The 19641-nt window shown below is 76.3% G+C and carries 5 protein-coding genes; 1 reads left to right on the top strand and 4 read right to left on the bottom strand.

Annotated elements, in window-relative coordinates; all coding sequences use genetic code 11:
* Window positions 1–4 precede the first annotated feature (4 nt).
* Entirely contained in the window at window positions 5–3178 is a 3174-nt protein-coding gene (locus tag ACIQ9P_RS37200) for an AfsR/SARP family transcriptional regulator (protein WP_402366277.1), read from the top strand.
* Between the two features lie 128 nt (window positions 3179–3306).
* Here ACIQ9P_RS37200 and ACIQ9P_RS37195 read toward each other — a convergent pair whose 3' ends face one another.
* From ACIQ9P_RS37195 to ACIQ9P_RS37180, 4 genes are all read right to left on the bottom strand, one after another.
* The gene (locus ACIQ9P_RS37195; RefSeq protein ID WP_402366274.1) at window positions 3307–3528 is read right to left on the bottom strand and encodes a hypothetical protein; all 222 of its coding nucleotides are present in this window, start codon (window positions 3526–3528) and stop codon (window positions 3307–3309) included.
* Window positions 3529–3727: 199 nt separating this feature from the next.
* On the bottom strand, window positions 3728–4540 hold the full coding sequence (gene ddaH, locus ACIQ9P_RS37190) for a dimethylargininase (RefSeq protein WP_402366271.1): 813 nt from the start codon (window positions 4538–4540) through the stop codon (window positions 3728–3730).
* Between the two features lie 97 nt (window positions 4541–4637).
* On the bottom strand, window positions 4638–5945 hold the full coding sequence (locus ACIQ9P_RS37185) for an MFS transporter (RefSeq protein ID WP_402366268.1): 1308 nt from the start codon (window positions 5943–5945) through the stop codon (window positions 4638–4640).
* Entirely contained in the window at window positions 5942–19600 is a 13659-nt protein-coding gene (locus ACIQ9P_RS37180) for an amino acid adenylation domain-containing protein (protein WP_402366266.1), read from the bottom strand. The genes ACIQ9P_RS37185 and ACIQ9P_RS37180 overlap by 4 nt, the downstream gene beginning before the upstream one ends.
* Window positions 19601–19641 lie beyond the last annotated feature (41 nt).

The following is a 19641-nucleotide window of genomic DNA, read 5'->3' as shown; positions in this document are numbered from 1 at the left end:
TCTGATGCGGGCTCACCGCGGCGCGACGGCGCTCAAGGTGGGCAGCCCACAGCAGCAGGCCATGCTGGCCGTACTGCTACTGAGGCCCGGCCATTCGGCCAGCGCCACGGATCTGATCGCGGCATTGTGGGGCGAGGAGCCGCCGGGGGCGGCGATGACCACCGTACGGACGTACGCGTGGCGGTGGCGGAAGGTGCTGGACGCCGTGGCGGCCGGGGAGGAGAACCCCGGCGAGAAGGCCGCGGGCAGCGTGCTGATGTCGATGGGCGACGGGTACCGGCTCGTCCTGCCCAGACAGGCGGTCGACGCGGAGCAGGCGGAGACGCTGGCCGCCGAGGCGGAACGGATCGCCCGGGCCGACCCGTTGCGCGCCCGCGACCTGCTCAACCAGGCGCTCGAACTCTGGCAGGGCGAGCCGCTGGCCGGGATCCCGGGGCCGTTCGCGGAGCGGCACCGGCAGCGCCTGGAGGAACTGCGGCTGACGCTGCTCGAGGAGCGGATCGGCCTGGACCTCACCCTCGGCCGGTACTCGCGGTGCATACCGGAGCTGACCGCGCTCACCACCGAGCACCCGCTGCACGAGCGGGCCTACGGGCTGCTGATGCGGGCGCTCTACCAGGCCGGACGGCAGGCGGACGCGCTGGCGGTGTTCCGCGGCGTCCGGCAGCTGTTCCTGACCGAGCTGGGGGTCGGGCCGGGAGCCGAACTGGAGCAGCTGCACCGGCGGATCCTGGAGGGCGACGCGACGCTGGCCGCGCCGCAGCCGCCGGGCACCGCCGCGGGCGGGCCGTCCGCGGCCCCGGCCGGGGCGTCCGGCGCCGGGCCGGGCAGCCCCCGCGCCGGACGGGCGGAGGCCGGGGCCGCGGCGACGGACCGGGCCGGGACCGCCGAGGACCCCGGCGACGGGGCGGAGCCGGCCGGGCGCGGCGCCCGGGCGGCGAGTGCCCCGCCGCGGCCCGCGCAGCTGCCGCCGGACGCCGCCGACTTCACCGGGCGGACGGCGCCGGTCCGGGTGCTGCACGCGGCCCTGGCCGCCGCCCCGCCCGACCCGGACGGCGGGGCCCCCGGGCAGCCGCGGGCCCTGGTGGTCGCGACCGTGGTCGGCATGGGCGGGGTCGGCAAGACCGCCCTGGCGCTGCACGTCGCGCACCGGGTCCGGGACGGTTACCCGGACGGCCAGCTGTACGTGGACCTGCGCGGCTCGGACCCGGTGCCGGCCGATCCGGAAGCGGTGCTGAGCGGCTTCCTGGTCGCGCTCGGCGTCCCGGCGGACGCGGTGCCGGACGGGCTGGACGCGCGCTCGGCGCTGTTCCGCTCGGTGGTGGACGGCCGGCGGCTGCTGCTCGTCCTGGACAACGCCAAGGACGCGGCGCAGATCCGGCCGCTGCTGCCCGGGGCGGTGGGCTGCGCGGTGCTGACCACCGGCCGCACCCGCCCGGCCGGGCTGCCGGCGACGGTCCAGGTCGACCTGGACGTGTTCCAGCCGGAGGAGGCGCTGGACCTGCTCGGGCGCACCATCGGCGCGGAGCGGCTGGCGGCCGAACCGGAGGCCGCCCGCGAGCTGGTGGTGGCCTGCGGGCACCTGCCGCTGGCGGTGCGGATCGTGGCCGCCCGGCTGGCCGCCCGGCCCGGCTGGACGGTGGAGACGCTCAGCCGCCGCCTCCAGGTGGAGCGGCGGCGGATCGACGAGCTGCGGATCGGGGACCTCGCGGTCGCGGCGGCCTTCGAACTGAGTCACCGGCAGCTGACGGCCGACCAGGCCCGGGCGTTCCGGCTGGTCGCCTCGGTGGACGGTCCCGACATCGGGCTGGCGGCCGCGGCCGCGCTGCTGGACCTCGACGAGTACGACGCCGAGGACCTGCTGGAGGCGCTGGTGGACGTGGCGATGCTGGAATCGCCGTTCCCCGGCCGGTACCGGTACCACGACCTGCTCCGCGCGTTCGCCCGGCGACGACCGGCCCGGGGGCCGGGGCCGGACGGGGCGGGCGAGGTCGTCGGCGGTACCGGTGGCGCCGCCGACGGGGCCGGGCAGGACGGCGGGGAGGCCGTCGCCGCCCGGGACCGGCTGTTGGACCACCTGCTGGCCACCGCGTGCAGCGCGTTCCAGCACGCCGTGCCGGGCGATCCGGCCGCGGGCGCGCTCGGGCCGGCCCGCTCCCCCGGCGTGCCGCTGTCCGGCCGGGAGGCCGCCCGCGAGTGGGCGGCGGCAGAACGGGCGGGCGCGGTCGCGCTGGCGGCCCAGGTCGCGGCCGACCCGGCCGCCGGGTCCGGCACGGCCCTGCGCGCGGCGACCGATCTGCTGATCGCGCTCACCCCGTTCGTCCTCACCCCGCCGAGCCGTCAGCTCGCCGCGACCGCCGACGCGCTGGCCGAGGCCGCCGCCCGGCACGGCGACGTCCGGGCGGAGGGGCGGGCGCACTTCCTGCGCGGCAACGTCGCCCTGGCCGCCACCCGGCTGGACGCGGCCGAGGCGGCGTCCCGGCGGGCGGTGGAGGCCGCGCGGTCCGCCGGGGACTCGGTGATCCTGCGCCAGGCGCTGAACGACCTCGGGCTGATCTGCCAGTTCCTGAGCCGCTACGACGAGGCGGTGGACCACTACGACGAGGCGCTGCTGCTGGCCAACCGGCTCGGGCACCGCTCCGGCGCGCTGATGACGACGGTCAACGCGGCGCTGGCGCGGGTGCGCAGCGGGCGGGCCGACGAGGCGGTGACGATCTGCCACGAGGCGCTGGCCGAGCTGCGGACCCGGCAGGACGACCCGGGCCGGGCGTACACGCTGTACGTGCTGGGGCTGGCGCACCACGCGCTGGGGCGGCACGAGGAGGCGGTGACCTGGTTCGGCGAGTGCCTGGCGGTCTCGGTGGCCGCCGGGCTGCGGGACCGCGCCGCGCACGCGCGCTACCGGCTGGCGGACAGTCTGCGCGAGCTGGGGAGGGCGGACGAGGCGCTCGACCAGGCGGGGCAGGCGCTGCGGCTCTGCGAGGAACTGGGGGCCGAGCGGGACCAGGCGCAGGCGCTGGTGGTGCTCGGCTGCGCGCTGGCGGACCTCGGGCGCGGGGCCGAGGCGGGGGCGCGGCTGCGGGAGGCCCACGCGATCTTCCGGCGGCTGGGGCTGCCGGAGGCCGCCGAGGTGGCGGGGCTGCTCGCGGAGCCGGCGTTCGCGCTGGTGGATCCCTGATCGTCCGGTGAGATGACGGGGCGGCAGAAACGGTTCTGCGCGGGGTTCTTCGGCGGATCCCGGTGCCACGGGCGGCGGTCGTGCCACCGGCGACGGTCGGGCCGCTACGGGCGACGGCCGGGCCGGGATCAGGAACCGGTGCTGTTCCAGTCCCCGTGGGCGTTGCCGTTGGTCGGCGTGGCGGTCGGGGTCGGGGTGGCGGTCGGCGCGGTGGTCCCGCCCTGGGCGGGGCCCTCCGCGCCGTCCGCCATCGCGGTGCCCGCCAGGCCGAGGGCCAGCAGGGTGCCGAGGCCGAGGCCCGCGACGGCCAGACGGATCCGGGCGGTGCCGATCGTCGAGTTCTTCGCCATGACTGCTCCCTGGGTGGTCTTCCCTGGCGGGAAGGGGTTCTCCGGGTTCTCCCCGGCACTCCCGGGGGCCTCCCCGGGCTGACGGGATCAGCATGGCAAGGGCCGTTCAACGGCAGATCGACGCACGAGCACCGTGCGTCGATCGCCGTCGTTGATCGGGGTTCCGACCGCTCGCGACCAGGGATTTCCCGGCCGCCGGTCAGACCGCCTCGCGGATCTCCAGGGTGCAGCACTTGACGCTGCCACCGCCCTTGAGCAGCTCCGAGAGATCCACCCCGATCGGGCGGAAGCCGTGCTCCCGGAGCCGGGCCGCCACCCCGGTGGCCGGCTCCGGCAGCACCACGTTCAGCCCGTCGCTGGCCACGTTGAGGCCGAACGCCACCGCGTCCTCCTCCGCCACCAGCACCGCGTCCGGGAACAGCCGGGCCAGCACCGCCCGGCTGCCCGCCGAGAACGCCTCCGGGTAGTACATGATCCGGTCGCCGTCGAGCACGCTGAGCGCGGTGTCCAGGTGGTAGAAGCGCGGGTCGACCAGGTCCAGGCCGACCACCGGGCGGCCGAGGAACTCCTGCGCCTCGGCGTGCCCGGCGGAGACGCTCCGGAAGCCCCGGCCGGCCAGTAGGTAACGCTCCGTCAGCAGCAGGTCGCCCTCGCCCTCGTTGACGTGCGCCGGGTCGTGGGTGGCGAACCCGTGGGCCCGGAACCAGTCCAGGTACGCCGGGCCCTCGGCGGCGCGCTCGGTGTTGCGGAAGCGGGCGCCGAGCACCCGCCCGTCCACCACGGTGGCGCCGTTCGCCGCGTACACCATGTCCGGCAGGCCCGGGATCGGGTCGATCAGGTCGACCCGGTGGCCCAGCTCCAGGTAGAGCTCGTACAGCCGCTCCCACTGGGCGACGGCCAGGGCGGTGTCGACCGGCTTGGCCGGGTCCATCCAGGGGTTGATGGCGTAACTGACGTCGAAGTGGGTCGGACGGCACATCAGGTAGCGGCGCGGGCGGGCGGTGCGGGTCATGGCGGGGCTCCGGGGGTGAGGGCGGGGGTGAGGGCGGGGCGAACGGCAGGAACGGGGTGCCGGGGGCGAGAGGTGCCGGGCAGATCGGGCGGCAGGCTCAGGCGGCGGCCGGGGCCGCGGCCGGGCGCTCGGGGAAGTCCCGGCGCGCCCGCAGCGGGCCGGCCAGCAGCACCGCGCCGGCCGAGAGCAGCACCCCGGCCATGATCCAGATCGTGGTGCGGGCGCCGAGCACCTCGCCCAGCCAGCCGCCGAGCAGGGCGCCCACCGGGATCGCGCTGAAGTTGACGGTCGAGGCGCTGGCCCGGATCCGGCCGATCATGTCGGGCGGGCAGTAGGACTGGTAGAAGCTCCCGGCGAGCACGTTCCCGGCGATCACCCCGCAGACCGCGACCGACCAGGCGACGGCGCTCACCGCGAGCGGCAGCCGGGAACCGGCCAGCGGCAGCAGCAGGATGAACGGCGCGGCGACCAGCTCGCACAGCAGCAGCCCGCGCGCGGTGCCGAAGCGGCGGGCGATCCGCCCGGCCAGGGCGGCCCCGGCCAGACCGCCGACCGACACCACCGCGAAGACGGCGCCGATGCCGCCGGGCGACACCCCGACGCTGCGGACCAGGAAGATCGTCTGCACGGCCTGGATGCCGTTCAGACCGAGGTTGCCGACCGCGCCGAACAGGGCCAGGTTGCGCAGGAACGGGTCACCGGCGAGGAAGCGCACGCCCTCCCCGATCTCGCGCAGGATGCCGCGCCGGGCGGCCACCGGCGGCGGTGTCTCCTTCACCTTGATGCCGCCCAGGCAGATCGCCGAGACCAGGTAGGTGACCGCGTCGGCCAGCAGACCGCTGGCCGCGCCGAAGACCTGGGACAGCAGACCGGCCAGGCCGGGGCCGGCGATCTCCGCCGCCGAGTCCCCTGAGCGCAGCTTGACGTTGGCCTCCAGCAGGTCGTCCTTGGCGACCAGGGCCGGCAGCACGGCGCCGTACGCGGTGGAGAAGAACACCTTCACCGCGCCGGCCAGCAGGGCCACCACGATCAGCTGCGCCATCGTCAGCGCGTCGAACCAGCCGGCCACCGGCACGCTGCCGAACAGCACCAGCAGCAGCAGGTCGCAGATCAGCATCACCTTCAGCCGGGGCCAGCGGTCCACCCAGGCGCCGGCCAGCAGGCCGAGGAACAGCCACGGGACCCACGCGGAGGCGGTCAGCACGCCGACCATGAACGGCGAGGCGTCCAGGGTCACCACCGCCACCAGGGCGAGGGCGACATTGCCGACGGCGGTGCCGAGGCCGCTGGCCGTCTCACCGATCCAGAGCTTGCGGAAGTTGCGCTGGGCCCAGAGGCCCCATCGGCCGGGGCGCGGGCCCTCGTCCACCACGGGCGGTTCGACCGGGACGGTACTCGTGGTCATCGCGGGTCACTCTCCAGCGTCTCGGCCAGCACGGCGGCGATCCGTGCGAGCGGCTCGGGTTGGGTCAGCGCGCCGTGCGCGCAGTCGATCCGGTGGGCGGCGACCGGGCCGGTCAGGTAGGGGGCCCAGGCGGCCTCGTAGGGCCAGTCGGCGGGCTTGTCGGCGGTGGCGCCGACGAACACCGCCGGACCCCGGTAGTGGCCGGGCACGTGCTCGGCCATCAGCTTGCGGTGGTGCTCGAAGACGTCCGGAAGCAGCGCCGCCGCCTCGCCCAGCAGGGCGGTCAGATCGGCCTGCCCGCGCCCGTCGGCCGGGTCGTAGCCGAGCGAGGCGAGCAGCTCGGCGAGGGTCTCCACCGGGTCGTCCGAGGCCGGCGGCTCCTCCGTGGCCGGGCCGGCCGGGAGGCCGTCGAGGAGGGCGAGCAGGCCCACCTCCTGGCCGGCCGCCCGCAGCTGGACCGCCATCTCCTGGGCGACCACCGCGCCGAACGACCAGCCCAGCAGGTGGTAGGGGCCCTGCGGGCGGACGGCGCGGATCTCCCGCACGTAGTCCGCGGCGATCCCGGCGACGGAGTCCGGGGAGCCGCCGCGCAGGCCCCGGGCCTGGAGGCCGAGCACCGGCCGGCCCGGGTCGAGGTGGCGCAGCAGGCCGGAGTAGACCCAGCTGATGCCGGCGGCGGGGTGGACGCAGAACAGCGGGGCCTTCCCGCCGCCGGTCCGCAGCGGGAGCAGCACGTCCAGGGCGTCGGGCACGCGATCGGCCGGCGCGCGATCGGCCGCGGCCTCCAGCCGGCGGGCCAGTCCGGCCGGGGTGGGGGCCTCGAACAGGGCCCGCATGCCGAGGTCGGCGCGCTCGCCGAGCTCGGCCGCGAGGGCGGCGCGGATCCGGCCGAGCAGCTTCATCGCCAGCAGCGAGTGGCCGCCGAGGTCGAAGAAGCCGTCGTCGATCGAGACCCGTTCCACTCCGAGCACCTCGGCGAAGAGGCCGCAGAGCAGTTCCTCGCGCGGGGTGCGCGGCGCGCGTCCGGTGGGCGACGCGGCCGGGTCGGGGGCGGGCAGGGCCCGCCGGTCCACCTTGCCGCTGGCGGTGAGCGGGAGGGCGGTGAGCGGGACGAAGGCCGTCGGAAGCATGTAGCCGGGCAGCGACTCGGCGGCGAAGGCCCGCAGTTCGGCCGGGTCCAGCGGCGCGGCGGCGTCCCCCGCTCCGTCGGGGACGACGTAGGCGACCAGGCGCGGCCCGGTGGCACCGTCCTCGCGGGCGGTCACGGTGGCGGCCCGCACCCGGGGGTGGCGGGTCAGCACGTGCTCGATCTCGCCGAGTTCGATCCGGAAGCCGCGGATCTTCACCTGGTCGTCGGTACGGCCCAGGTACTCGATCCCACCGTCCCTGGTGCGCCGCACCAGGTCCCCCGTGCGGTACATCCGGTCCCCGGCGGTGAACGGGTCGGCGACGAAACGCTCGGCGGTCAGCGCCGGACGGCCCAGGTAACCCAGGGCCAGGCCCGAGCCGGCCAGGTAGAGCTCGCCGGGCACGCCCACCGGGACCGGCGTCAGCCGTTCGTCCAGGACCAGGGCGCGGGTGCCGAGCACCGGGTGGCCCAGGCCGGGGCGCCCGCCCTCGGCGAGCGGCCGGACCAGGGCGTCGACGGTGGCCTCGGTGGGGCCGTAGAGGTTGTGGGCGGTGGTGTGCGGGGCCTCGCGCAGTCTGGTCCAGAGGGACTGGCCGACGGCCTCGCCGCCGAGCAGCACCATGGTCGGGGCCGGGCCCTGCGGGGCGGCCGGGTCGAGCAGACCCTCGTCGAGGAGTTGTTCGGCGTAGGAGGGGGTGACCTCCAGGACGTCGATCCGCTCGGTCCGCAGGTGCCGGACCAGCGCGGCGGCGTCGCGCCGGACCTCGTCGCCGACCAGGTGCAGTTCGTGGCCGGCGACCAGCCAGAGCAGCCCGTCCCAGGAGGCGTCGAAGCAGAGCGAGGCGGTCAGGGCGACCCGGCGGCGCCCGCCCTCCCGTTCGCCCGCGCCGATCGGACCGGTGGGCGCGCGGTGCGAGGCGAGCAGGGCGGCGATCGAGCCGTGGCCGACCAGCACCCCCTTGGGGCGGCCGGTGGAGCCGGAGGTGTAGATGACGTAGGCGGCGTCCGCCGGGTCCGGGGCGGCGGCCGGGTCCGGGGCGGTCCCCGGGCGGGGGCCGCGCACCGGCAGGACGGTCCGGCCGGTGAGGAGTTCCGGCAGCGGCCAGCCCTCGTCGGTGAGGACGAGCCCGGGCGCGGCGTCGGCGAGCATCGCCGCCGTCCGCTCGGCCGGGTACTCGGCGTCCAGCGGGAGCGAGGCCGCGCCGGAGCGCAGGACGGCCAGCAGGGCGACCACGGTCTCCGCCGAGCGCGGCAGGGCCAGGGCGACCACGGTGCCGGGACCGGCCCCGGACGCCCGCAGCCGCTCGGCCAGCAGCGCGGCGCGGGCGTCCAGGTCGGCGAAGCTCAGCCGCAGCTCGCCGCAGACCAGGGCGGTGGCGTTCGGGGTGGCGGCCACCTGGGCAGCGAACGCGGCGGGCAGCAGCGGGACGTCGGCGGGCAGGGCGGCGGCGGGGGCGAGCAGGGCCGCGCGCTCGGCGCCACCGAGCAGCTCCACCCGGCCGATCGGCCGCTCCGGGTGCGCCACCACTTCGGCCAGCAGCCGACCGAAGCGGACCGCGATCGCCTCCACCGTCTCCCGGTCGAACAGGTCGGTGGCGTAGTCGATCGCGCACTCCAGACCGGCGGGCGCGCCCTCGGCGTCGAAGGACTCCCCCATGCCGACGGACAGGTCGAACTTGGCGACGTACCCGCCGACCGGTTCGATCGCGGCCGGCAGCCCGGCCAGGTCGAGCGGGGCGTCACCGCCGGTCGCGCCCTGGCTCGCGCCCTCCAGCAGCAGCATCACCTGGAACAGCGGGTGCCGGGCCAACGAGCGGGCCGGGTTGAGCTCCTCGACCAGCCGCTCGAACGGCACGTCCTGATGGGCGTGGGCGTCCAGCTGGGTCTCCCGGACCCGCCCCAGCAGCTCGGCGAAGGCCGGGTCCCCCGAAGTGTCGGTGCGCAGCACCAGGGTGTTGACGAAGAACCCGACCAGCTCGTCCAGCGCCTCGTCCGTGCGGCCCGCGACCACCGAGCCGATCGGCACGTCGGTACCGGCGCCGAGGCGGGTGAGCAGCGCGGCCAGGCCGGCCTGGAGGGTCATGAACATCGTCACCCGGTGCTCGCGCGCCAGGGCGGTCAGCCCGCGGTGGAGCTCGGCGCCGAGCGGGAGCACCACCCGGTCGCCGCGGTGGGAGCTGTCGGCGCGCCGGGGGCGGTCGGCCGGCAGCGCGATCTCCTCCGGCAGGCCGGCCAGCGCCGCGCGCCAGTGGGCGAGTTGGCGGGCGGCCGGGCTCTGCGGGTCGGCCTCGTCGCCGAGCAGCTCGCGCTGCCAGAGCGCGTAGTCGGCGTACTGGACCGGCAGCGGGCACAGCGCGGGGGCGGTGCCGTCGCGGCGGGCCGCGTAGGCGGCGGAGAGGTCGCGCAGCAGCGGCTCCATCGAGCGGCCGTCACCGGCGATGTGGTGCAGGACGAGGACGAGCAGGTGCTCCCGGGGCTCCTCCGCGTCCCGGGACTCCTCCGCCTCCTGGGCCTCCTGGGTCTCCCCCGCCTTCCGGGTACCGTCGGCGGCGGGCAGCAGCAGGGCCCGCAGCGGCAGGTCGGCGGCGAGGTCGAAGGGCCGGTCCGCGAAGGCGGCGACCTCCGCCGCCGGGTCGGCCGCCGGGATGGTGCGGTGCTCGAACGGGACCAGGGCCTCGGCGGCCGGGACGATCCGCTGGTACGGCTCGCCGTCCTGTTCGGCGATCACGGTGCGCAGGCTCTCGTGCCGGGCCACCACGTCGGTGAGGGCGGCGGCCAGGGCGGCCGGGTCGAGCGGGCCGCCGATCCGCAGGGACAGCGGCAGGTTGTAGAGCCCGGACGGGCCCTCCATCCGGTCGATCAGCCAGAGCCGGCGCTGCGCGGAGGAGAGCGGCAGCCGCTCGGGGCGCGGGCCGGCCGTCGGCGCGGGCCGGGCCTCGGCGCCGCCGTCCAGCCGCTGGGCGAGGCCGGCCACGGTCGGGGCCTCGAAGACGTCCCGGATGCCGAGTTCGGTGCCGAGGGTGGCGCGGACCCGGCCGGCCAGCTTCATGGCGAGCAGCGAGTGGCCGCCGAGGGCGAAGAAGTCGTCGTCGATGGAGACCCGTTCGACGCCGAGGACTTCGCCGAAGAGGCCGCAGAGGATCTCCTCGCGGGCGGTGCGGGCCGCCCGGCCGCCGGTGAAGAGGGCGAAGTCGGGGGCGGGCAGGGCCCGCCGGTCGACCTTGCCGCTGCCGGTCAGCGGCAGCGCGTCGAGCGGGACGACGGCGGCCGGGACCATGTGGGCGGGCAGCCACCGGGCGGCGAACCGGCGCAGTTCCTGGGCGAGCTCGGCATCGCTCACGGAGCTGCCGGTGGCGCAGTGGGCGACCAGGCGGCGGTCGCCGTCGGCGCCCTCGTGCACGGTGACCACGGCCTGCCGGACCGCCTCGTGGCGGGTCAGCGCCTGCTCGATCTCGCCGAGTTCGATCCGGAAGCCGCGGATCTTCACCTGGTCGTCGGTACGGCCCAGGTACTCGATCCCGCCGTCCCTGGTGCGCCGCACCAGGTCCCCGGTCCGGTACATCCGGTCCCCGGCGGTGAACGGGTCGGCGACGAAACGCTCGGCGGTCAGCGCCGGACGGCCCAGGTAGCCGCGGGCCAGGCTGTGGCCGGCGAGGTACAGCTCGCCGGGCACGCCCACCGGGACCGGCGCGAGGTACTCGTCCAGGACGTGGGCGCGGGTGCCGAGCACGGGGTGGCCGAGCGAGGGGTGCTCGGAGTCGGCGAACGCCTGGATCAGGGTGTCGACGGTCGCCTCGGTGGGGCCGTAGAGGTTGTGGGCGTCGAGGCCCGGGGTCTCCCGGAGCCTGGTCCAGAGGGACCGGCCGACGGCCTCGCCGCCGAGCAGCAGCACCTTGGGCGCCCGGCCCTCCGTTCCGCTACCGGCTGTTCCGCTACCGGCCGGTCCGTCCCCGGCCGGTCCCGCCTCGTCCAACAGGCCCTCGGCGAGGAGCTGTTCGGCGTAGCTGGGGGTGACGTTGACGACGTCGATTCCGGTTCCGGGCCCGGTTCCGCGCACATGGCGGACCAGCGCGGCGGCGTCGCGGCGCAGCTCGTCGCCGATCAGGTGCAGTTCATGGCCGGCGACCATCCAGAGCAGGCTGTCCCAGGAGGCGTCGAAGCAGAGCGAGGCGGTCAGGGCGACGCTCAGTCGACCGTGCCGGAGCTGCGGCCCGGCGAAGGTCTCGGCCCGGTGCTGGGCCAGCAGGGCGGCGATCGAGCCGTGGCTCACCAGGACGCCCTTGGGGCGGCCGGTGGAACCGGAGGTGTAGATGACGTAGGCGGCGTGGGCCGCCCCGATCCGCAGCGGCGGGGCCTCGGCGGGCCGCTCCGACCAGGCCGCGGCGTCGGCGGGCAGGACGGTCAGGCCCTCCAGCACCTCGGGCAGCGGCCAGGCGTCGGTGCTGAGCACGGCCGCCGGGCGGGCGTCGGCCAGCATGTGGGCGGTGCGCTCCAGCGGGTAGTCGGCGTCCAGCGGCAGGAAGGCCGCTCCGGCCTTGAGCACCGCGAGTTGGGCGACGACGGTCTCCGCCGAGCGGGGCAGGGCGAGCGCGACCACGGACTCCGGACCGATACCGGCGGCCAGCAGGCCGTGCGCGAGCCGGTTCGCCCGGGCGTCCAACTCGGCGTAGCTGAACCGTAGTTCTCCGAACACCAGGGCGGTGGCGTCCGGGGTGGCGGCCACCTGGGCGGCGAACGCGGCCGGAACGAGCGGGAGTTCGGCGGGCAGGGCGGCGGCGGGGGCGAGCAGGACGGCGCGCTCGGCGGCGTCCAGCAGGTCCACCCGGCCGATCGGCCGCTCGGGGTGCGCCACCACCTCGGCCAGCAGCCGGCCGAAGCGGGCCGCCACGGCCTCCACCGTCTCCCGGTCGAACAGGTCGGTGGCGTAGTCGATCGCGCAGTCCAGACCCGCGGGCGCGCCGTCCGGACCGAAGAACTCCTCCAGGGTGACGTTGAGGTCGAACTTGGCGACGCCGGTGTCCGAGGGCAGCGCCTCGACCTCCAGGCCGGGCAGCTCCAACTCCCCCTCGTCGGTGGACTGGAGCACCATCGCGACCTGGAACAGCGGGTGCCGGGACAGCGAGCGGGCCGGGTTGAGCTCCTCGACCAGCCGCTCGAACGGCACGTCCTGGTGGGCGTAGGCACCGAGGCCGGTCTCCCGGACCCGGGCCAGGAGTTCGGCGAAGGCCGGGCCCCCCGGAGGGGCATCCCCAGCGGAGCGAGGGGAAGTGTCGGTGCGCAGCACCAGGGTGTTGACGAAGAACCCGACCAGCTCGTCCAGCGCCTCGTCGGAGCGGCCGGCGACGACCGAGCCGATCGGCACGTCCGTACCGGCGCCGAGGCGGGTGAGCAGCGCGGCCAGCGCCGCCTGGCAGGTCATGAACAGGGTGACCCGGTGCTCGCGGGACAGCGCGACCAGCCCGGCGTGGAGGGCGGCGTCGATCGGCAGCGCGACCCGGGCGCCGCGGTGGCCGGCCCGGGCACCGCGCGGACGGTCGACCGGCAGCGCGATCTCCTCCGGCAGGTCGGCCAGGGTCTCGCGCCAGTAGGCGAGCTGGCGGGAGACCAGGCTCGTCGGGTCGGCCTCGTCGCCGAGCAGCCGGTGCTGCCAGAGCGCGTAGTCGGCGTACTGGACGGCGAGCGGTTCGAGCAGCGGCGGCTCGCCGCCGAGGCGCAGGGTGTAGGACTCGGTGAGGTCGCGCAGCAGCGGCCCCATCGACCAGCCGTCGCCGGCGATGTGGTGCAGCGCGACGACCAGGACGTGCTCGTACTCCGACACCCGGAGCAGGGTGACCCGCACCGGCGGCTCGGCCGCCAGGTCGAACGGCCGGCGGGCCGCCCGGTCGACCTCGGCCTCGACGGACTCCGGCGCGCAGTCGAGGAGTTCGACCGGCACGGCGGCCTCGGCCGGGGCCAGCACCCGCTGGTACGGCTCGCCCTCGTGCTCGGCGACCACGGTGCGCAGACTCTCGTGCCGGGTGACCAGGTCGGTCAGGGCCGCGGTGAGCGCGGCCCGGTCCAGCAGGCCGGTGAGGCGCAGCGCGAACGGCATGTTGTAGAGGGCGGAGGGGCCCTCCATCCGGTCGATCAGCCAGAGCCGGCGCTGCGCCGAGGAGAGCGGCAGTCGCTCGGGGCGCGGGCCGGCGGTCAGCGCCGGGCGGGCGTCCGCGCCGTCGAGGCGCTCGACCAGCCCGGCCACGGTCGGGGCCTCGAAGACGTCCCGGATCCCGAGTTCGGCGCCGAGGGTGGCGCGGACCCGGCTGAGCAGCTTGGTGGCGAGCAGCGAGTGACCGCCGAGGGCGAAGAAGTCGTCGTCGATCGAGACCTCCGGCACGCCCAGGACCTCGCCGAAGAGTCCGCAGAGGATCTGCTCGCGCGGGGTGCGGGCGGCCCGGCCGGCTCCGGCGGCGGCGGTGAAGTCGGGGGCGGGCAGGGCGGCCCGGTCGAGTTTGCCGTTGACGTTGAGCGGCAGCGCGGCCAGGGCGGTGAACGCCGCCGGGACCATGTAGTCGGGCAGGGCGGCGGCGACGTGGGCGCGCACCGAGGCGAGGTCGAGCGCGGCCGGGTCGGCGCCGGTCGCGACGGCCAGGTGGGCGACCAGCCGGGTGCCGGCGGTGCCGTCCTGGTGCGGCAGCACGACGGCCTGCACCACCCCGGGGTGGGCGGTGAGGACGGCCTCGATCTCGCCGAGTTCGATCCGGAAGCCGCGCACCTTGACCTGGTGGTCGGTGCGGCCGAGGAACTCCACCGTGCCGTCGGTGCGGCGGCGGGCGAGGTCGCCGGTACGGTACATCCGGTCGCCGTCGCCGAACGGGTCGGCGACGAAGCGCTCGGCGCTCAGGGCCGGGCGGCCGAGGTAGCCACGGGCCAGGCCGGGGCCGCTCAGGTACAGCTCGCCGGGCACGCCGACCGGGACCGGGCGCAGCCGGGCGTCCAGCAGGTGGGCGCGCAGGTTGGGCAGCGGGCGGCCGATCACCGGCCGGGCGACGGCGCCGTCGAGGCGGTGGTGCAGGGCGTCGACGGTGCACTCGGTCGGCCCGTAGAGGTTGAACACGACGGTGTCGGGCGCGGCGCTCAGGGTGGTCCAGAGCTGCTGGCCGCAGGCTTCGCCGCCGATCATCAGCACGGCGGGCGGGGCGACGGTGAGCAGTCCCTCCTCGACCAGCCGCTCGGCCAGCGCGGGGGTGACGTCGAGGGTGTCGGCGCCGGTCCGGGCCAGGTAGCCGACGATTCCGGCCGCGTCGCGGCGCAGGTCGTCGTCGAGCAGGTGGAGCTCCTGGCCGGCGACCATCCAGAGCACCGCTTCGAGGGAGGTGTCGAAGGACAGCGAGGCGGTGGCGGCGAAGGCGAACCGCCGCCCGGGGTGGGCCTGTTGCGCGGGGGCGAGGGTCCCGGCGCGGTGGAAGGCGAGCAGGTGGGCGAGGCCGCCGTGGCGGACCACGACGCCCTTGGGGCGGCCGGTGGAGCCGGAGGTGTAGATGACGTAGGCGGCGTGCTCGGGGCCGACCTCGACCCGCGGTTCCGCGGCGGGCAGTTCCGCCCAGGACGTGGCCTCGGCGGGCAGGACGGTCAGGCCCTCCAGCACCTCGGGCAGCGGCCAGGCATCGGTGCTGAGCACGGCCGCCGGGCGGGCGTCGGCGAGCATGCCCGCCAGCCGGTCGCGCGGGTAGTCGGAGTCCAGCGGCAGGTAGGCGGCGCCGGCCTTGAGTACGGCGAGCAGGGCGACGATCGACTCGGCGGAGCGGGGCACGGCGAGCGCGACCAGCGATTCGGGGCCGATCCCGGCGCCGGCCAGGCCGTGGGCGAGCCGGTTGGCGCGGGCGTCAAGTTCGGCGAAGCTCAGCCGCTGCTCGCCGAAGACCAGGGCGGTGGCGTCCGGGGTGGCGGCCGCCTGGGCGGCGAACGCGGCCGGGAGCAGCTCCTCGCCGCCGGGGCGGGCGGTGTCGTGCCAGCGGGCGAGGTCGGCGCGGCCCTCGGCGCCGAGCACGTCCAGCTCGGCGACCGGGAGGCCGGGCCGCTCGGCGACCTGGTCGAGCAGGCCGGCCAGGGCCGCGGCGAGCCGCTCGGCGGTCCCCCGGTCGAACAGGTCGACGGCGAACTCCAGGCCGCCGGTGAGGCCCGCCGGGGAGCCGTCCGGCCGGTGCTGCTCGGACAGGTTGAGGGTCAGGTCGAAGGGGGTGGTGGGCAGGCCCAGCGGCTCGTAGGAGGCACGGGTGCCGGGGAACTCCGGTCCACCGCCGGTGGTGTTGTCGAAGGCGATCATCACCTGGAACAGCGGGTGCCGGGCGAGGGTGCGGGCCGGGTTGAGCTCCTCGACCAGCCGCTCGAACGGCACGTCCTGGTGGGCGTAGGCGGCGAGGTCGGCCTCCCGGACCCGGGCCAGCAGCTCGGTGAAGCTGGGCGAGCCGCTCAGGTCGGTGCGCAGCACCAGGGTGTTGGCGAAGAAGCCGACCAGGTCGTCCAGGGCGGTGTCGAGCCGGCCCGCCAGCGGGGTGCCCATCGGGACGTCGTCCCCGGCGCCGAAGCGGTGCAGCAGGGTGGCCCAGGCGGCCTGGAGCACCATGAACAGGGTGACCCCGTGCCGGCCGGCCAGTTCGGCGAGCCGGGCGTGCAGCGCGGCGTCGAGGTCGAGTTCGACGACGTCGCCGCGGTGGGTGGGCACCGGCGGGCGGGGGCGGTCCAGCGGCAGCGGAAGCTCGTCGGGAAGGCCGGACAGGGCCTCGCGCCAGTGGTCGAGCTGACGGGACAGCAGGGAGCGCGGGTCGGTGTCGGCGCCGAGCAGCCGGTACTGCCAGAGGGTGTAGTCGGCGTACTGCACGGGCAGCGGGCCCGGCTCGGGGGCGGTGCCGTCGCGGTGGGCGGTGTAGGCGTCGGCGAGGTCGCGGAACAGCGGGCGCAGCGACCAGCCGTCGCCGGCGATGTGGTGCAGCACCAGGGTGAGCACGTGCTCGGCGGGTCCCTCGGGGCACAGGTACGCGTGCAGCGGGACGTCCCGGGCCAGGTCGAAGGTGTGGCCGACGAGGTCCTGCGCCGGGCGGTCGGTGACGGTGAGCAGCGGCCCGGGCGGGCCGTCCAGGACCCGCTGGTAGGGGACGCCGTCGATCTCGGTGAAGACGGTGCGCAGCGACTCGTGCCGGGCGACCACGTCGCCGAGGGCGCGTTCCAGGGCGGCGGTGTCGAGCGGGCCGGACAGCCGCAGGGCGAGGGTGACGTTGTAGGTCGCGGCGGGGCCCTCGGCCTTGCCGAGGAACCACAGGCGGCGCTGGGCGAAGGAGACCGGCAGGTGCTCGGGGCGCCGCTCGGGCAGCAGGGCCGGGCGGGCCGGGCCGTCGGCGAGCCGGGCGGCCAGGGCGGCGACGGTCGGGGCCTGGAAGAGGTCGCCGATGGCCAGTTCGGCGCCGAGGTCGGCGCGGACCCGGCCGACCAGACGGGTGGCGAGCAGCGAGTGGCCGCCGAGGGCGAAGAAGTCGTCGTCGACGGTGATGTCCTCGATGCCGAGGATCTCGCCGAACAGGGCGCACAGGGCCCGTTCGCGTTCGTCGCGCGGGGCGCGGCCGGCCGCGTCGGCGCCGAACTCGGGGGCGGGCAGGGCGCGCCGGTCGACCTTGCCGTTGGCGTTCAGCGGCAGCGCGTCCAGCACCAGGACGGCGGCGGGCACCATGTAGCCGGGCAGGGCGGCGGCGGCGAACTCCTTGAGCTCGGCGGCGAGACCGGGCCGCCCGTCGAGGGCCCCGGCCGTCACGGCGCAGTAGCCGACGAGGCGGGTGTCGCCGGGGCGGTCCTCGCGGGCGACCACGATGACCTGGCGGACGGCGGGGTGGCGGGAGAGCGCCGCTTCGATCTCGCCGAGCTCGATCCGGAAGCCGCGCAGCTTGACCTGGCCGTCGATCCGGCCGAGGAACTCGATCGCGCCGTCCGCGCGGCGGCGCACCAGGTCGCCGGTGCGGTACATCCGGCCGCCGCCCTTCCCGTCCGGGGCGTCCGGGTCGGCGACGAAGCGTTCGGCGGTCAGGGCGGCGCGGCGCCAGTAGCCGCGGGCCAGGCCGGCTCCGGCGATGTACAGCTCGCCGGGCACGCCGGGCGGCACCGGCCGGAGGCGGGCGTCCAGGACGTGGGTGCGCATGTTGTCCAGCGGGCCGCCGATCGGGGCCCGGGCGCCGTCCAGGTCGGCCGGGAGGAGGTGGTGGTGGGTGGCGAAGGTGGTCGCCTCGGTGGGCCCGTAGACGTGGGCGAGCAGCAGGTCGGGGCAGTGGTCCAGGACCCGGCGCATCAGGGTGCCGGACGCCGCCTCGCCGCCGGTGCAGACCGTGCGCAGGGCGCGGAAGGTCTCCGGGGCCTGCTCGGCGACCAGGTCGAACAGGGCCTTGGTGAGGAAGACCGCGGTGACGCCGTGCCGGGTGGCGACGGCGTGCAGGGCGGCCGCGTCCATCGTGCCGGGCGGGGCGACGACGACGGTGCCGCCGTGCAGCAGCGGCGTCCACAGCTCGTAGGTGGCGGCGTCGAAGGCGTGCGGGGAGTGCAGCAGGATCCGCTCGTGCCGGCCGTCGCGCCAGCGGCGGTCGTCGGCGAGGTCGACCACGTCGCGGTGGCGGATCGCGACGCCCTTGGGGGCACCGGTGGAGCCGGAGGTGAACATCACGTAGGCGAGCCGGTCCGGGTGGACGTTCAGGCCGGGGTCGTGGTCGGGCGCGCCCGCCTCGTCGCCGGGGCGGACCACGGCGGCGTCGTGGGCGAAGCCGGGCTCGGCCCGGTCGGTGATCAGGACGGGCGCGGCGGTGTCGGCGAGCAGGGCGGTCATCCGCTCGGGCGGCAGGCTCGCGTGCATCGGCACGTAGCAGCCGCCGGCCTTGAGCACGGCGAGGGTGGCGACCACCAGGTCCACCGAGCGTTCCATCAGCAGCGCGACCGGGGACTCCGGGCCGACGCCGGCGGCGATCAGGTGGTGGGCGAGCCGGTTGGCGCGGGCGTCGAGTTCGGCGTAGCCGACCTCGCCGCCGTCGTGGGCGAGGGCGACCGCGTCCGGGGTGCGGGCGGCCTGCTCCGCGAACAGACCGGGCAGCGAGCCGGTGCGGACCGGCGTCGCGGTGGCGTTCCAGTCCCCGGCGAGCCGGGCGCGCTCCTCGGCGGCGAGGATGTCCAGGGTGCCGATCGGCGCCCCGGGGTCGGCGACGGCGGCGGCCAGCAGCCGGCCGAAGCGCGCGAACAGCGCGTCGACGGTGGCGCGGTCGTAGAGGTCGGCCGCGTACTCGACCGAGCCCTCCAGCCCGGCCGGGGTGCCGTCCTCGGCGTGCCGCTCGGTGACGCCGATGTTGAGGTCGAACTTGGCTACCCGCAGGCCCAGCGGTTCGGGCGCCGACTCCAGCCCGGGCAGGCCGAGTTCGCCCTCCTCGTGGTTCTGGAGCACCAGCAGGGTCTGGAAGAGCGGGTGGCGGCCGAGCGCGCGGGCCGGGTTGACCTCCTCGACCAGGCGCTCGAACGGCACGTCCTGCTGGCCGAAGGCGTCCAGCTGGGTCTCCCGGACCCGGCCGACGAGTTCGGCGAAGGACGGGTCGCCGGACGTGTCGGTGCGCAGCACCAGGGTGTTGACGAAGAAGCCGACCAGGTCGTTCAGGGCCTCGTCGGAGCGGCCGGCCACACCGGTGCCGAGCGGGATGTCGGTACCGGCGCCGAGCCGGGTGAACAGCGCGGCCAGACCGGCCTGGAGGACGGCGAACAGGGTGGCCCGGTGGCGACGGGCCAGCTCGGCCAGGGCGGTGTGCAGCTCCGGGCCGAGGGTGAACGGGACCGCGTCGGCGGCACCGGTCGGCACCGGCGGCCGGGGCCGGTCGGTCGGCAGCTCCAGCTCCTCCGGCAGACCGGCCAGGACTCCTCTCCAGTGGTCGAGCTGACGACTCATCAGGCTGTACTGGTCGGACTCCTCGCCGAGCAGCTCGCGCTGCCACAGGGCGTAGTCGGCGTACTGGACCGGCAGCGGCTCCCAGTCCGGCTCCGCGCCGGCGAGGCGGGCGGTGTAGGCGTCGGCGAGGTCGCGCAGCAGCGGGCCGAGCGACCAGCCGTCGCCGGCGATGTGGTGGAGCACGACCAGCAGCACGTGCTCGGGGACGACGTCGGCGGCGGCGTCGTCGGTCGGGGTGAGCGAGAAGACCGTGACCCGGACGGGCGTTTCGGTACTCAGGTCGAAGGTGTGGGCCGCGGCCCGGTCCCGCAGGGCGGCGTAGTCGGCCGGCGCGCACTCCAGCGTCGTGAAGACGGTGCCCGCCTCCGCCGACTCCAGGATGTGCTGCACCGGCACGCCCTCGCCGTCCACCGGGAACACCGTGCGCAGGGCCTCGTGCCGGGCCACCACGTCCGCCGTCGCGGCGCGCAGCGCGTCGAGGTCGAGCGCGCCGCGCAGTCGGACCGCGAACGGCAGGTTGTAGAGCGCGGTCGGCCCTTCGATCTGGTCGATCAGCCAGAGACGCTGTTGTGCGTACGAAACCGGGATCACGGTGCTTCCTCTGCTCACGTCACGGGCGTGTGGTGGGGGAC

Source organism: Kitasatospora sp. NPDC094019 (genome assembly GCF_044764505.1).
Taxonomy (GTDB): domain Bacteria; phylum Actinomycetota; class Actinomycetes; order Streptomycetales; family Streptomycetaceae; genus Kitasatospora.
This window is presented reverse-complemented; position numbering and strand designations above follow the sequence as displayed.

What these genes read in the sequence shown, in the direction of transcription:
- ACIQ9P_RS37200 (WP_402366277.1), top strand. Translation starts at nt 5, where the DNA reads ATGCGGGCTCACCGCGGCGCGACGGCGCTCAAGGTGGGCAGCCCACAG.
- ACIQ9P_RS37195 (WP_402366274.1), bottom strand. Translation starts at nt 3,528, where the DNA reads ATGGCGAAGAACTCGACGATCGGCACCGCCCGGATCCGTCTGGCCGTC.
- ddaH (WP_402366271.1), bottom strand. Translation starts at nt 4,540, where the DNA reads ATGACCCGCACCGCCCGCCCGCGCCGCTACCTGATGTGCCGTCCGACC.
- ACIQ9P_RS37185 (WP_402366268.1), bottom strand. Translation starts at nt 5,945, where the DNA reads ATGACCACGAGTACCGTCCCGGTCGAACCGCCCGTGGTGGACGAGGGC.